This is a genomic window from Sulfuricurvum sp. RIFOXYD12_FULL_44_77 (genome assembly GCF_001830725.1).
GTDB lineage: Bacteria > Campylobacterota > Campylobacteria > Campylobacterales > Sulfurimonadaceae > Sulfuricurvum > Sulfuricurvum kujiense_A.
This window is the reverse complement of the sequence record NZ_MIBU01000311.1, coordinates 1-14,509: the sequence shown is the minus strand read 5'-3', so window position 1 is coordinate 14,509 and position 14,509 is coordinate 1. Positions and strand designations below refer to the sequence as shown.

General features: G+C 44.9%; 20 protein-coding genes and 1 pseudogene. 13 read left to right on the top strand and 8 right to left on the bottom strand.

What is annotated here, in order from left to right; translation table 11 throughout:
* The 5 genes from A2517_RS11750 to trpS form a co-directional block, all read right to left on the bottom strand.
* The coding region (locus tag A2517_RS11750; RefSeq protein WP_294897297.1) for a heavy metal translocating P-type ATPase metal-binding domain-containing protein at window positions 1-419 on the bottom strand (419 nt) is incomplete at its 3' end.
* Window positions 412-891, bottom strand: coding sequence for an asparaginase domain-containing protein (locus A2517_RS11745; protein WP_294897295.1), 480 nt, complete (start codon window positions 889-891; stop codon window positions 412-414). The genes A2517_RS11750 and A2517_RS11745, both read right to left, overlap by 8 nt.
* Window positions 891-1,394, bottom strand: coding sequence for a D-glycero-beta-D-manno-heptose 1,7-bisphosphate 7-phosphatase (gmhB, locus tag A2517_RS11740; RefSeq protein WP_294897293.1), 504 nt, complete (start codon window positions 1,392-1,394; stop codon window positions 891-893). The genes A2517_RS11745 and gmhB overlap by 1 nt, the downstream gene beginning before the upstream one ends.
* Before the next feature lies 1 nt (window position 1,395).
* A complete protein-coding gene (locus A2517_RS11735) occupies window positions 1,396-1,983 on the bottom strand; it encodes an SIS domain-containing protein (protein ID WP_294897291.1) in 588 nt (195 codons plus the stop codon).
* 11 nt (window positions 1,984-1,994) lie between these two features.
* Complete coding sequence (trpS, locus tag A2517_RS11730) at window positions 1,995-2,960, bottom strand: tryptophan--tRNA ligase (protein WP_294897289.1); 966 nt, start codon at window positions 2,958-2,960, stop codon at window positions 1,995-1,997.
* A 105-nt stretch (window positions 2,961-3,065) separates the two neighbouring features.
* Between trpS and raiA the strand changes: the two genes are divergently transcribed.
* The 3 genes from raiA to A2517_RS11715 are packed head-to-tail and all read left to right on the top strand — an operon-like array spanning window position 3,066 to window position 4,344.
* Window positions 3,066-3,404, top strand: a complete 339-nt coding sequence (raiA, locus tag A2517_RS11725) for a ribosome-associated translation inhibitor RaiA (protein WP_294897286.1) — start codon at window positions 3,066-3,068, stop codon at window positions 3,402-3,404.
* Between the two features lie 5 nt (window positions 3,405-3,409).
* Window positions 3,410-3,841: a thioredoxin TrxC gene (gene trxC / locus A2517_RS11720; protein ID WP_294897284.1), complete on the top strand. Its 432-nt coding sequence runs from the start codon at window positions 3,410-3,412 to the stop codon at window positions 3,839-3,841.
* A 56-nt stretch (window positions 3,842-3,897) separates the two neighbouring features.
* Window positions 3,898-4,344 carry a CopD family protein gene (locus A2517_RS11715; protein ID WP_294897282.1) on the top strand — a complete coding sequence of 149 codons (447 nt, stop codon included), beginning with the start codon at window positions 3,898-3,900 and terminating at the stop codon, window positions 4,342-4,344.
* 25 nt (window positions 4,345-4,369) lie between these two features.
* Here the strand turns inward: A2517_RS11715 and der are convergent, their stop codons facing one another.
* Window positions 4,370-5,899: a ribosome biogenesis GTPase Der gene (gene der, locus A2517_RS11710; protein ID WP_294897280.1), complete on the bottom strand. Its 1,530-nt coding sequence runs from the start codon at window positions 5,897-5,899 to the stop codon at window positions 4,370-4,372.
* 127 nt (window positions 5,900-6,026) lie between these two features.
* On the opposite strand from der, the gene A2517_RS11705 reads away from it, so the two are divergent.
* From A2517_RS11705 to A2517_RS11665, 9 genes are all read left to right on the top strand, one after another.
* Window positions 6,027-6,482, top strand: a complete 456-nt coding sequence (locus A2517_RS11705; protein WP_294897278.1) for a phosphoribosyltransferase — start codon at window positions 6,027-6,029, stop codon at window positions 6,480-6,482.
* Window positions 6,483-6,525: 43 nt separating this feature from the next.
* Complete coding sequence (gene metK, locus A2517_RS11700) at window positions 6,526-7,683, top strand: methionine adenosyltransferase (RefSeq protein ID WP_294897276.1); 1,158 nt, start codon at window positions 6,526-6,528, stop codon at window positions 7,681-7,683.
* Window positions 7,684-7,797: 114 nt separating this feature from the next.
* Window positions 7,798-8,082, top strand: coding sequence for a 4Fe-4S dicluster domain-containing protein (locus A2517_RS11695; protein ID WP_294897274.1), 285 nt, complete (start codon window positions 7,798-7,800; stop codon window positions 8,080-8,082).
* A 153-nt stretch (window positions 8,083-8,235) separates the two neighbouring features.
* Window positions 8,236-8,649, top strand: a complete 414-nt coding sequence (gene ndk, locus A2517_RS11690) for a nucleoside-diphosphate kinase (RefSeq protein ID WP_294897272.1) — start codon at window positions 8,236-8,238, stop codon at window positions 8,647-8,649.
* 5 nt (window positions 8,650-8,654) lie between these two features.
* Complete coding sequence (locus A2517_RS11685; protein ID WP_294897270.1) at window positions 8,655-9,026, top strand: YceD family protein; 372 nt, start codon at window positions 8,655-8,657, stop codon at window positions 9,024-9,026.
* Between the two features lie 25 nt (window positions 9,027-9,051).
* Window positions 9,052-9,201: a 50S ribosomal protein L32 gene (gene rpmF / locus A2517_RS11680; protein WP_013461018.1), complete on the top strand. Its 150-nt coding sequence runs from the start codon at window positions 9,052-9,054 to the stop codon at window positions 9,199-9,201.
* A 3-nt stretch (window positions 9,202-9,204) separates the two neighbouring features.
* Window positions 9,205-10,194: a phosphate acyltransferase PlsX gene (gene plsX / locus A2517_RS11675; protein ID WP_294897268.1), complete on the top strand. Its 990-nt coding sequence runs from the start codon at window positions 9,205-9,207 to the stop codon at window positions 10,192-10,194.
* Between the two features lie 26 nt (window positions 10,195-10,220).
* Window positions 10,221-11,219 (top strand): beta-ketoacyl-ACP synthase III, encoded by a 999-nt coding sequence (locus A2517_RS11670; protein ID WP_294897266.1) that lies wholly within the window; start codon window positions 10,221-10,223, stop codon window positions 11,217-11,219.
* A 45-nt stretch (window positions 11,220-11,264) separates the two neighbouring features.
* The gene (locus A2517_RS11665; protein ID WP_294897263.1) at window positions 11,265-11,636 is read left to right on the top strand and encodes an HIT family protein; all 372 of its coding nucleotides are present in this window, start codon (window positions 11,265-11,267) and stop codon (window positions 11,634-11,636) included.
* Here the strand turns inward: A2517_RS11665 and A2517_RS11660 are convergent.
* Entirely contained in the window at window positions 11,633-13,210 is a 1,578-nt protein-coding gene (locus A2517_RS11660; protein WP_294897261.1) for a DEAD/DEAH box helicase, read from the bottom strand. The genes A2517_RS11665 and A2517_RS11660 overlap by 4 nt on opposite strands.
* 317 nt (window positions 13,211-13,527) lie before the next feature.
* Here A2517_RS11660 and A2517_RS11655 point away from each other — a divergent pair, with 317 nt between their 5' ends.
* The gene (locus A2517_RS11655) at window positions 13,528-13,731 is read left to right on the top strand and encodes a hypothetical protein (protein ID WP_294897259.1); all 204 of its coding nucleotides are present in this window, start codon (window positions 13,528-13,530) and stop codon (window positions 13,729-13,731) included.
* Between the two features lie 18 nt (window positions 13,732-13,749).
* Here the strand turns inward: A2517_RS11655 and A2517_RS11650 are convergent.
* Window positions 13,750-14,509, bottom strand: a pseudogene (locus A2517_RS11650) (hypothetical protein); the annotation flags it as partial.

The window sequence follows — 14,509 nt, the reverse complement described above, 5'->3', positions numbered from 1 at the left end:
ATGGCAGAGAGCTTGACGTCCGCTGGGTTCCACGTAATACGAGCTTTATTGTTCGTATAGTTGATATGCGCCTCGATAACCCCTTCCATCTTGTGAAGTGCCTTTTCATTGAGCCATACACACGCCGCACAATGTATCCCCTCGATGACTAAAGAGACTTGAGAAAGCCCCTCTTTGGTGGTCGTCACAAACCGCTCACTAAAGGCGGGGGTATCAAAATTGGAACTCGCTTCGAACTGCTCGGCCGGAGGAGAGAGAGTCGTAGAACCCATTTTGGAATAAAAGCTCTCCAGCCCCTCATCTTTGAGGAGGTGAAAAATCCCTCGGCATCCGTTACAGCAAAATCGATACTCCCCATCGTGGATCATCACATCATCGCTAAACTCCAGATGGCAGTGATCGCATTTGACTTTAGACATATTCGAACTTCCCTGCAGACTTATTTTTTTTCACGTGCTCATATCTTCCCATAATTCCCTGCATCACAATATGAACGCCTGCTGAGCCATTATTCGCATAACCGATTGCCATTGAGAGATTTGCCGTCGCCTCTAGCGGATCAATAGCAAAAGGGATCATCGCCCCCGTAAAAACGATCACTTTATCCAATCCCAGACTCGCTACGTATTCGGCACTTACATCCATCGTATCGGTTCCATGAACAACAATAATCGTTTTTGCTTCCGACTCTGCAATCGTTTTCCCTAATACAGAGCGATCATGATCATCCATCTCCAAAGAGTCTTTATACACGATTCCCTGCAGAGAGACATCCATCACCATTGATGCGAGTATCGCTTCTATCGCGCTGTTATCCAGAGGAACAAATAGTTCACCTTTTATCGGATCATACCGTTTATTAAACGTACCGCCCGTATTAATAATGAGCATCAGAGCAACTCCCGCAATGAATGGATAATCTGATCGGCTTTTGACGTGAGTGTTTCTGAGGTGAGAAGAATATTTTTCCCGACACCGGCTTTAAGAGAGGCTTCGATATCCCGCTCATTATCCCCGATCATTACCGAATGCTCCATATCCAAGTCATACTCTTTTCGAGCCTCTAAAAACATCCCCGGGGAGGGTTTACGGCACTCACATGCACCGTCAATACTCTCATGATGCGGACAGTGATAGATATGGGAGATAGTAATTCCGAATGCTTTGAAGTGTTCCACCATCCATCGGCTGAGATGGGCAAAATCCTCTTCGGTGTAATACCCCCGCGAAATCCCCGATTGATTGGTGACGATAATGATGAGATACCCTTGTTCCGCATAGGTACGGCACACATCGACGATTCCCTCCATAAGTTCAAAATCTTCGATCTTGTGGAGATAATTTTTCTCAACATTCACAACACCGTCACGATCCAAAAACAGGGCTTTATTCACCTTACGCTACTCCGCCGCCGAAAAGCTCTTTTTCGATGATATCACAGAGTATATGCCCGATCAAGATGTGAGACTCTTGGATACGCGGGGTTGCGTTTGAGGGAATGACAATCGCGAAATCGGCCATTGCCGCCATCTTCCCGCCGTCACGTCCCACAAGTGCCACCGTAGTGACACCCCGATCTTTCGCCGATTCAAAAGCATTAATGATATTTTGCGAATTACCCGAGGTTGAGATACCGATAAAAAGATCCCCCTCTTGCGCCATCCCCTCTAACTGACGGGAAAACACTTTGTCATATCCGTAATCGTTTCCGATAGCGGTAAGATTGGACGTATCGGTTGTTAGTGCTAACGAAGGGATAGAGGGGCGATCAAATCCGTAACGTCCGACCAATTCCGCCGCGATGTGCTGTGCATCGGCCGCTGAACCGCCGTTACCCGCTAACATTGTCTTTTTCCCGTGTCGATAAACTTCCACACACGCTTGCGCAACGGTGACGATCATGTCCAAAAGCGGCTCATTCTCTAAAATAGTTTGTTTGGTCGCCGCTGAATCGGCAATTTGTTTGATAATGTAGTTTTTCATCGCGTTTTCCTTTAGTACTTAATTCCGGTAGCGGAACGAACTTTTTCAATAATCGGTTGGGCAACCGCACTCGCTTTTGCCGCACCCGCTTTTAGTATGTCGCGTACTTCGTCTTGATGCGCTTCATAATACTCACGTCGTTCACGATACGGTTTGAAATATTCCCAAATCACGTCGTGAGTATAGAGTTTGAAATGACCGTGCCCTTCTCCCCCTTTTTTATACCGTTCTTGAAGTGCCGAACGCTCTTCATAATCCAAAAAGAGTTTGGCGATGTTATAGACATTGCACCCCTCAAATTCTTTTGGATCTTCCATCGGTACCGCTTCGGTCACAATCTTTTTAATAATTTTAGACTGCATTTTCTCTTCGCTGAAAATCGGGATCGTATTTCCGTAGCTCTTCGACATCTTCTGTCCATCGATTCCCGGAACGGTCGCTACGTTCTCATCGACGCGAAATTCTGGAATGGTGAAAATATCGCCGTATTGGTTGTTGAACTTGATCGCGATATCACGGGCAATCTCAACGTGCTGAATCTGATCTTTTCCGACGGGTACCACCTCAGAGCCGAACAGCAAGATATCGGCCGCCATCAAAACGGGATAGGAGAAAAGGCTGTGATTGCTTGCAATCCCTTTCGCCACTTTGTCTTTATAGCTGTGCGCCCGCTCCAACAATCCCATCGGCGTAAATCCCGACAGCACCCAGTAGAGTTCCAACACCTCTTTTACATCCGACTGTACCCAAAAAGTACTTTTCTGCGGATCCATCCCGAGGGCTAAAAAGTCGGTTGCCGCCTGCATCGTCAGATGAGCCAACCGCTCACCGTCACTAATCGTCGTCATTGCATGATAATTTGCCAAAAATGCAAAAACTTCATGATCTTGCTGCGATTCGATCATCGGTTTGATCGAACCAAAATAATTTCCAATATGTAAATCGCCAGATGTCTGGATACCTGTTAATACTCTCAAAACTATCTCCTTGAATAGTGACTATTTTACCGCAGAGTCTCTTAAGCTTCCTCTTAAGAAAAGATATGCTATATTTTTTCATAGTTCAACTAAAAAGGATTCATCATGAATACTCAAATTCGCTCCAAAGATATCAAACTTACCCAACATCTCAATGATCATATTGCACTGGCTATCGAAAATTTTAAACGTTATCATCTTGATATTACTACCGTCAATGTTATGATTTCCAAAGAGAAAAAAGGGGTCGGAGTTGAATTTGACATCCATATCGCGCATGCGCAGCCCGTCGTTATCTCGGATGTCGATGAAGATCTCGATACCGCCATCGATCTTGCGATTGAACGTGCCAACAAAGCCCTTCGCCGTCTCCATGATAAAGTAAAAGATCATAACACCTCTTCTATCCGTGATATTGAAGTAGCGGAAGAGGCTGCGGAGTAACTCCGATGAATAAGATCAATGTGCTCTGCCCCCATTGCGGGGGGGTGAATGCCATTCCCGTGAAAGACTCGTATATAAAAGCCGCATGCGGTCACTGTAAAGGGTCTCTGCTCGATACCAAACCTCTCTCCGTTAACACGGAATCGTTTGATCGCCTGATGCTCAATGATGAGCGGCTCATTATCGCCGATTTTTGGGCACCGTGGTGCGGACCGTGCCGAAGTATGGCACCCTCGTTCGAAGAATCAGCTCGACACTTTCCCCTCAAAGCCCAATTCATAAAAATCAATACCGAAGAGCTTCCACAATTAGGCGCCCGTTTTGGCATCCGCTCTATCCCCACCGTCATCGCATTTAAAAACAACCGTATCATTGATCAGTTCAGCGGTGCTTTACCCACCCCTCAAATTATCGCATGGGTTAAAAAACACCTATAACGATTAATCTTTTTTAGATACCCTACCGTTTAATTTTACACAACAGGACAGAACACATGTACAGCTGGATGCTTTGGTTTCATATTATTTCAATGGTGTCGTGGTTTGCGGTACTCTTCTACCTCCCCCGTCTTTTTGTCTATCACGTTGAAAACGGTACCAATCAGGGGTTTATCGATGTCGTCGAAGTGATGGAGATGAAGATTTATAAATACATCGGTGTCCCCGCATTTTGGGCAACATTACTCTCAGGAATCGCGTTAATCGTTATGTCGACACAACAGTATAACGGAGTCAATGTATTTCAGATGGGGGGATGGATGCACGCGAAAATGACCCTAGTCGCTATTTTGATCGGCTACTTTTTCACACTCGGACATTACCGTTTGAAACTCAAAGAGAACACAGCGTATAAAAGCGGGAAGTTTTTTCGTATGTATAATGAAGTACCGACACTCTTACTCATCGGTATTGTTGCGCTCGTAATCGTTAAACCGTTTTAAAAGCAGAAAGCCCGCAGGCTTTTGCTTACCACATCGAGCGAGTTTTATGCGGTTTCGGTTTTCGATTCGTATTTTTCGCTTTCGCTTTAAAGAGTACCGGAGTCCCCTCAAAATCAAACTGTTCTCGTAACTGATTCGTCAAATAACGGCGATAACTGAAATGGAGACCCTGCGGTTTGTTCATAATCAATGCGATACGCGGCGGACGGATGTCATACTGCGTTGCAAAGTAAAGACGGATATTCATACCATTGATACTCGGCAAGATATGTTTGCGCATTGCTGTTTGGATAACCTCGTTAAGTTTACCGGTAGAGATACGCTGTGAATAGTTCTCATTGATTTTGAGGAGCATATCAAAGATTTTGTGAACACGCTGCTTACTCTGTGCGGAGATGGTAACGATTGGGGCATAGCTCAAGAATTTAAACCGGTCGCGTACTTCGGCGATGATTTTGTCGTAGTCCTCTCGCGGTGCCATATCCCATTTGTTGAGAACGATCAAACACGCGAGACGATTTTTATCGACAAACCCTGCGATTTTCTCATCCAAATCCATAAACGGCTGTGACGCGTCGAGAACAAGGAGGGCGATATCTGCCGTCTCCAACATCTCTTCGGTACGCATAAGGGCGTATTTTTCAATCCCGAGAATTTTTCCCCGTTTACGAATCCCCGCCGTATCGATAAAGGTAATCTTTTTATCCGCATATTCTATCGTCTCATCGATTGGGTCGATAGTTGTCCCTGCAACGGAACTGACCACCGAGCGATCTTCTCCGAGCAATGCGTTAAGCAATGAGCTTTTTCCGACGTTGACACGACCGATGATCGCTACTTTCATCTGGTTAACGTCACCCGCTTCGTACTCTTTGACGATTCCGCGATACGCCTCTTCGAGTGCTTCGATCGACGTCTCCTCTTCTTCATCATCCTCTTCAGGAATAAAGAACCCATCGTCCTCATCTTCATCGAACTCTTCATCATCCGAAGAGGCTTTCAATGCTGCATCAAATCCGTCCATCTCATCTTCTTCTGCCATTTCGGCTTCAGGTTTAACGATAGCAGATTCAGGGAGTTCAGAGGCAATCCAGTTTAGGAGCGGAAGAACCGAACGGTTATGGGAAACGGAAATACCGAAAATACGCTCTGTCCCGAACTCATAATATTCCCAAAGCTTCTCTTGCATCTTGTCATTGTCGATTTTATTAACGACCAATGCAATCGCTTTTCCCATCGATTCAAGCTCATAAAAAAGCTTTTTGTCGTCCTCTTCGGGAAGACTTTTACCGTCCACCATAAAGAGAATGATATCGGCTTCATGTGCCGCTTTGAGAGATTTTTCTTTGATCCGATCGAAGAGTTCACACCCCTCATCCAATCCACCCGTATCGAGAATTTCGACCTCTTTGTCCACCACTACGGCAACCCGTTTTTTGACATCGCGTGTCGTACCTGCTTGTTCAGAGGTAATCGCATCACGCTGTTTCAACAAACGGTTAAAGAGGGAACTTTTGCCGACATTCGGACGACCGATAATCGCTAATTTTTTCATAGACTTCCTAGTATTTATGCCTTTGCGAGACGCTAATCTCGATTGGCTGCGCTTATGTTGCGTTTTAGTGCTGCGCTATAATTGATATTTTATTATAGCGCAGATGCCCTTATGATATGATTTCAAAATGATATACTATGATTATAAACAATTTTGTACCGACATCCAACGTTTGAGTCAACCCTGCGAATCTTTCCAAGCGGATACCGTGATCGCCATTGCGCGCGGCGGCATGACACTGGCGCACGCCCTCGCAATGCGTCTGGATATCCGCAATCTGCAAAGCATCCGCGTAGAGAGCTATGACGCGGATATCCAACGCGACGAGGTGAGCGTTTTAGGCCAATGCGATCTCTCATCCTCAAAACGGGTCCTTGTCGTCGATGATATCGTCGACAGCGGTCAGACACTCTTCGCACTTTTGCCCCTTTTACGTTCAAGCCACCCCCATTGCGAATTTAGAGTCGCAACCCTCTTTACCAAACAGACGGCTCTCGTTCAACCTGACTTTTTCTTACACGAAGCTACGGAATGGATCGACTTTTTTTGGGAAAGAGATTTTTTAAAAAGTGATTCGATATAATCCGCTCAACCACAAAAAATTAACATTTCTTCCAAGGATTTTTATGCCTAAAGAGTATATCTTCACCTCTGAATCGGTCACCGAAGGGCATCCCGATAAAATGGCCGATCAAATCAGCGACGCGATTTTAGACTACATTATCGAACATGATCCAAAAGCACGTGTAGCTTGTGAAACCCTCGTATCCAACGGTTTTTGCGTTATCGCCGGTGAATTGAAAACAACTGCCTATGCCCCGATGCAAGAGATCGCCCGTCAAGTCGTTCGCGAGATCGGATACACCGATGCGACGTACGGTTTTGATTATCGCTCGTGTGCCGTCCTCAACGGTATCGGTGAACAGTCTCCCGATATCAACCAAGGGGTTGACCAAGAAGACGGAGAAATCGGAGCGGGGGATCAGGGGTTGATGTTCGGCTACGCATGCCGCGAAACCGATGTATTAATGCCGTTGCCGATCTACCTCTCTCACCGTTTAGCGGAACGTTTAGCCCAAGTACGAAAAGAGGGGATTATCCCCTACCTCCGTCCTGATGGAAAAACTCAGGTAAGCGTCCGCTATGTTGATGACAAACCCGTATCAGTCGAAACCGTCGTAGTCTCCACCCAGCATGCCCCTGAAATTTCTCAGGAGAGACTCCACCTTGACGTTATTAATGAAGTGATCAAATATGTTATCCCTGCAGAGCTTATGAGCTCGAATATCATCTACCACATTAACCCGACAGGTAAATTTGTTATCGGCGGTCCTCAAGGGGATGCGGGATTGACAGGGCGTAAAATTATTGTCGATACCTACGGCGGAGCGTGTCCTCACGGCGGGGGAGCTTTCAGCGGAAAAGACCCGACCAAAGTGGATCGCTCAGCCGCCTATGCCGCCCGCTATGTCGCTAAAAATCTCGTAGCTTCCGGTGCGTGTGAGCGTGCAACGATCCAAGTATCGTATGCGATCGGCGTTGTTAAACCGATCTCCATCATGGTGAACGCGCACGGAACCGCTGTTGTCCCTGAAGAAAAATTGGAAAGCTGTGTTAAAGAGCTCTTTAACCTCACCCCTAAAGGGATTATTGAATCCCTCGATTTACTCCGCCCTATTTATCGAAAAACAGCGGCTTATGGCCATTTCGGACGTGAACTCCCTGAGTTTACATGGGAAAAAACCGATAAAGTTGACGCAATTAAAGCCTATTTAGGACTCTAACTTACACTTCCGTAACACTCCCTCAATAATCTACATTATCCTCACCTATTTTTTAGGTGGGTTTAAAATTCTTCTGTTATAGTTACCCCATATTTATCAACCAAGGAGAACCCTATGGCAGTAATCATTAATGATACCTGTATTAACTGCGGCGCTTGTATCGACGAGTGCCCAGTAGAAGCGATCGTAGACGAGGACGATAACCCAACGGGTGAAGAGATCTATTACGTTTACGGCGACAAATGTGTCGAATGTGTCGGTCACCACGACGAACCAGCGTGTGCAACAGCATGTCCGACTGAGGGTTGTATCACATGGGATGAGATCGGTGCAAGCCCAGCTCACCGTGATGATATCACAGCAGAAATGCGTTCTTCAAAAGCAAACGTCGTTAACTAATTCACTATTTATACGACACTCTCCAAAGGGGATTTACCCCTTTGGTTACGCCAATTCCTCTTTGTTTTCTTTCTTTCACCATCTTTAATCTTACTTAAATTATTGTTTCGCTATAATCCCGTTCTATTTTTTACACACAAAACAGGAGCATTGATGGAACAAACATTGTCAATCATCAAGCCAGATGCCGTAGCAAAAGGTGTCATCGGTAAAATTTTGGATCGTTTCGAAAGTAACGGCCTTAAAATCGCGGCTATGAAAAAAGTTCAACTCTCACGTCAAGACGCTGAAGCGTTTTACGCAGTACACGCTGCCCGCCCTTTCTTCAACGACCTCGTTGATTTCATGGTAAGCGGCCCGGTTGTTATCACCGTTCTTGAGGGCGAAAATGCTGTTCTTAAAAACCGCGATTTGATGGGTGCAACAAACCCTAAAGAAGCAGCTGCCGGAACTATCCGTGCTGATTTCGCTGAAAATATCGATGCTAATGCAGTTCACGGTAGTGACTCTGCTGAAAATGCGGCAATTGAAATCGCATTTTTCTTTTCAGGACGCGAAATTTCGTAATTGTCATGAAAATAGCATTTAGAAAATTGGGATCACAGCCGCTTCATTTTGAGGTAAATAGTGACAATGCACTTTTTTCAGGTGATTTAACCTTGAAAAAAAGCAATCTTGCCCAATTAAACGGTACAATTACAGGGAGTATTTCGATCCCTTGTGATCTATGTGCCGAAGAGGTAGAAAACTCTTTGAATGAAGAGATTACTTTTTACCTTAGCGATGGATTATACGAGGGCAACGACGAAGAGTTGGATGTCGTCGAAATCGACAAATCGATGATTGATTTAGAAGAGCTTCTCAAGTCGGAAATCGAACTGATCAAAAGCGACTATTTTTGTTGCGAAAACTGCGAAGGAACCTCGTTAGATCGAGAGTTCTAAAACCAAATAGAAAGGACTATAAAAGATGGCAGTACCTAAAAGAAGAGTGAGTCATTCTCGCGCCGCAAAACGCAGAACTCACTATAAAATTTCTCTTGCTCGTCCCGTTAAAGATAAAGACGGCACGTACAAATTGTCTCACTATGTCAACCCGACAACCGGTGAGTATAAATAATCGATGATTAGAATTGCAATTGATGCAATGGGCGGGGACTTCGGTCCCGAACCGATTGTAAAAGGGACACTTGAAGCTCTAAAAGAAGTAAAGTTTCAACCAATTCTAGTTGGTAAAAAAGATGAGATCTTATCTTTATTACCTAAGGGCTATAAAGATAAGATTTTAATTGTCGAAGCATCTGACGTTATCGATATGGGTGACGCCGCTACCGATGCACTCAAGCGCCAAGAGAGCTCTATTTATAAAGCGATAGAGCTGGTTCGTAACGGCGAAGCCGACGGCGTTGTCAGCGCGGGTCATAGCGGTGCGACCATGACATTGGCGACACTGCGCCTCGGACGACTCAAAAATGTTTTACGTCCCGCATTGGTAACTTCAATGCCGACCAAAAGCGGTAAGCGCAGTATCTTGATGGATGCCGGTGCTAATGTCGACTGTAAAGCGGAACACCTTTTCCAATTCGGAATTATGGGATACTACTACGCTCAAGATATGTTCAAACTGGAGAATCCGCGCGTCGGCCTACTGGCTAACGGTGAAGAGGATTCCAAAGGGAATGAAGTCACCAAAGAGACCTTCAAATTGCTCGAAGGACAAAAGGGGTTTATCGGTAACGTCGAGGGGAACAATATCTTTGACGGGAGCTGTGACGTCATTGTATGTGACGGTTTTATCGGAAACCTCGTTCTTAAAGCCTCTGAAGGGGTAGCTTCTACCATCAGCTACTTCATCAAAGAGTACATCCGCAAATCACCGGTAGCGATTACCGGTGCGCTGTTGATGCGCAAAGTGTTTAAACTGCTTAAAAAGCAAATCGATTATGCTGAAATCGGCGGAGCACCGCTAGTCGGTATCAAAGGGTGTGCCATCGTCAGTCACGGTAAAAGCAACCCTAAAGCGATTAAAAATGCAATTTTTCAAGCCATCCGCTATGTTAACACCGGCGTAAATGAGCATATTGAGAATCGTCTCGAAGAGCTTAAAAAATAAACTTCGATCCCTTATAAAGGCTAATTATGTACGCTGCGTTTCGTTCTATCGGAGCTTATGTTCCCTCTAAAATCCTTACCAATGCTGAGCTTGAAGTGATGGTCGATACCACGGATGAGTGGATCACTAAACGTACCGGAATCAAAGAGCGTCATATTGCTGCGGAAAACGAAACCACCAGTGACATGGGTGTGAAGGCAGCTGAAAAAGCGATTGAGCGAAGCGGCATCGCAAAAAATGAGATCGATATGCTCATCTGTGCTACGATCTCCCCCGATTATTTCTGTATGCCCTCTACAGCAACCATTATCGCCACCAAACTAGGACTAGAAAAAGTTACCGCTTTTGACGTATCTGCGGCATGTACAGGATTTGTCTATGCCCTGAGTGTTGCAAAAGCATTTATCGAATCGGGGATGAAGAAAAATGTCCTCATCGTCGGGGCTGAGCGTCTCAGTACCATTACCGACTACACCGATCGCGGAACATGCATCCTCTTCGGTGACGGTGCGGGTTCAGCGGTAATCAGCGCAACAACCGATAAATCAGAAGCTATCATCGATATCCACACGGGATCTGACGGTTCATTTGCCGATTTGCTTATGACACCAAACGGCGGAAGCGGATCTGCGCATGATGAACTCGACCGAGAAGCGGCTGGATGCTTTATGCGTATGAAAGGGAACGAAACCTTTAAAGTGGCTGTTCGTACCCTCACCAGTGACGTTATCGACATTTTAGAGCAAAACAATATCGCCTCATCCGCCATTAAACACTTCGTCCCTCATCAAGCCAATTACCGCATTATCAAAGCGGTCGGTGATGCATTGGAACTCAAAGAGGAGCAAGTGGTTCTCACGGTAGAGAAATACGGCAATACCTCCGGTGCTTCTATCCCTATGGCGATCAACGATATCTACGAATCGGGTCGATTGCAAGAGGGAGATTTGATGCTCCTTGATGCTTTTGGCGGCGGTTTAACGTGGGGAAGCGCCCTTGTTCCGTTTGCAGGAAAAGGTAAATAACTAAACACTTTTGATACAATAAAAGACTTTTCAATAAGGTCTTTTATGATGTATTCCAACTCTCTCATTTATATTGAACTTCACGAATCTGAAATCCCTTGGCTCAAAATATTTACCCACGCTCCCCATAAAGAGTTCTCCGAATGCTCACGAGAAGAGAAAAAAATGATTTGGGACGCACTCGATATTATCGAAAAAGAGATGCTAGTCTATTTCAAACCTACTAAAATTAATATCGCATCCTTTGGAAATATGGTGCCACGTGTTCATTGGCATATTATGGGACGATTTGAAAATGACAGCTACTTTCCGGAACCGATGTGGGGGATGAAACAAAGAGAGGGGTTTGAATTAGAGGCTCCGATGGAGCCATTTTTGGAGAAAGTTAAACGAGAGATTAACTCCCGCTTGAATTAATAACGAGGTTTTGGTTTTTGTCCGCTGAAACTGCGTGAACGCTCACCGCGATCATTTCCGCCACGCTCACCGCCGCCACTGCGTTCGCCGCTGCCCGCATTGCGATCGTTATTACCGCGATATCCGCCTCCGCCGCTTCGGTTTCCACCGCTGCGATTACGGTTGAATCCGCCGCTGCGTTGTCCGCCGCGATCACCGCGATTAGCCAAATTGCTTAGAATTTTTTCTAAACGCTCTGCTGCGATACCGATATTATTCGGTCCTTGAACCGTGTTACGCTCCATCAAAACTGAAATCAATTTATAGGCAATTTGCTCTTGGTCATAATCTTGTTTCAACAAATCAAGCACTTTATGCGCTTCATCATAAACGTGTTGTTTTTCAATTTCACGTACCAAACGGGTAACTTGTGCCTCTTTAACATCCAATTTACTTGGAATATAAGCGTGCTCCATGGTCGTACCGACTTTTGCACGGATACGTTGAAGTTCTTTAAACTCCATTGGAGTAACAAGGGTAATTGCAACCCCTTTTTTACCCGCACGTCCTGTACGTCCGATACGGTGAACATAACTCTCAGGGTCAAACGGGATATGGTAGTTGAAAACGTGAGTAACATCATCAATATGCAATCCGCGCGCCGCAACGTCTGTTGCGATCAATACATCGACCGCATCGGTTTTAAGCCCTTTGATAACACTTTCACGCTGACGTTGCTCCATGTCACCATGAAGACCTTTTGCCATATATCCGGCAGCTGAGAGAACATTAGAGAGACGGTCAACCTCTTTTTTGGTACGACAGAATACAACCGTTTTTTTCGCATCTTCTGAATCCATCAAACGGATAATCGCATCATCACGCTCTGATTCTTCGATGACATAGTATTGTTGTGTGATATCCGTATTCGTTGTCTCTGATTTGGTAATAGAGGCGAAAAATGGATTGACCAAAATACGCTCAGCAAGCTGTTTAATCGGAGCCGGCATCGTTGCTGAGAAGAGCAATGTCTGACGCTCAGTAGGCAAATAGGTGAAAATCTCATTGATATCGTCCAAAAAGCCCATATCGAGCATTTCATCCGCTTCGTCCAAAATAACGGTTGATGGAGTGAAACCTTTGAGCATGTTACGGCTCAACATATCAAGTAAACGTCCCGGAGTAGCGATGATAACTTGCGCACCGCGCTCGATAAGATCCATTTGACGGTTGTACGATGATCCGCCGTAAATGGTTACGGTACGAACACCGAGGTGTTTACCGTATTTGAAAATTTCATCCCCTACTTGATTCGCGAGTTCGCGTGTCGGAGTGATAATGAGGGCTTCAATCCCCCCTTTTAAATGCATTTTATTCAATGCAGGAAGACCGAATGCCGCTGTTTTACCCGTACCGGTATGGGCTTGTCCTACAACGTCGCGCCCTTCCATAATAACCGGAATAACCATTTGTTGGATCGGACTTGGAGTTTTGAAACCGGCATGATTGATACTTTGCATGATCTCTTTTCTGAGACCGAAAGATTCAAATGTGACCAAATTTTCGTCTGTGATTGTTTCTTCTATTACGTTCATAATAACCCTTTGTATATACGCCATCGGAAAACCTATTTCCGACCAGTTACGCTTGCCCACTCATGGGGGAGAGAAATTTTGGATAAGTTTGGATTCTCATCCGCGAGGGCACCTTAGAAAAAGATTCGTCAATCTCTTTAGAAGGTACCCAAAATTCAAATGGAATTATAGCTGAATAATTTATAAAGTACACTGATAGTTATAGGTTAGCAAAAGATAAAGATAACCTTTAGTTTCAAATCGTCCCTATTTTAATTGATTTTTTTAATCTTTTAAAACTATACTTCCAAAAATGTATACTTAAATAGGAGTTAATAATGTTCAATGTCAAAATGGAAAAAGAGTGCGGCTGTTTTAAACGAAGCGGTATGGAAAGTATTAAAACATTCGAAAATAAAGACGATGCGATGATAGAAGCTGCGCAGTGGGCGGAAGAGATGAACGAAACTTTTTGTCAAAAACACAATTTTACTATTATTGAAGAGGGGAATGACCTCATCATCAAAGTTGAGATGAATTAAGGGGAAATACCCCTTAATTTAGAGCTTTAAAGTTAGCTTTTCAATCACCATTTTCTTCGACCAAATCGGATTTTTCAACTCTAGCATTTCACGTACTTCATCATTCACCAATCGATACGAAACACTCACATTCACACTATCTGCACCCTTAGCCATTGGCACACTAAAGGTTTTTGATCCATAAGGTGCAATCGAGATACTACTGACCGTTTTTGCTGCCAAATGGGGGATAGTAGCTTTCCCCCGCTTATTGAGATAATGGGACGTGAGCGAAAGGGTCTCTGTTTTAATAATTTTTTTACCGCTCATATAGTGTGCTTCAATCACAATTTCCCGCGATCCAAAACCGCTTGGAAGCGAATGGGGTTGTGGATTACTCAATGTTACCGCAATTGCATTAGCACTTTTTTTCGCCTCTACATTGAGTGCTCCTTGCCACATCGACTCAGTATGCGCCCCTTTGAAGCCGTGATCACGGATAAGTCGATTATGTACTTTGCCGTTGACATCACGTAAAGTAGACGCTACCCCTACTTTACGAGGCCCCATATGGCAATCAACACATTGCTTTCCTGTCCCGTCAAATTCTGTTTGCATCGAGGTAAAACGGTGCCCCTCTTCCGAAGTGTCATTCGCATGGCAAACGAAACAGAGCTGATTAGGATTGGTATCCATAAAAGGACGTTGCTCTACTTTATGATAAGGGGACTTGGCATCGGCATAAGGACCGCTCATAATCCCCGATTTCATCCAGCTAACCCGATGGATGCCTCGTTTA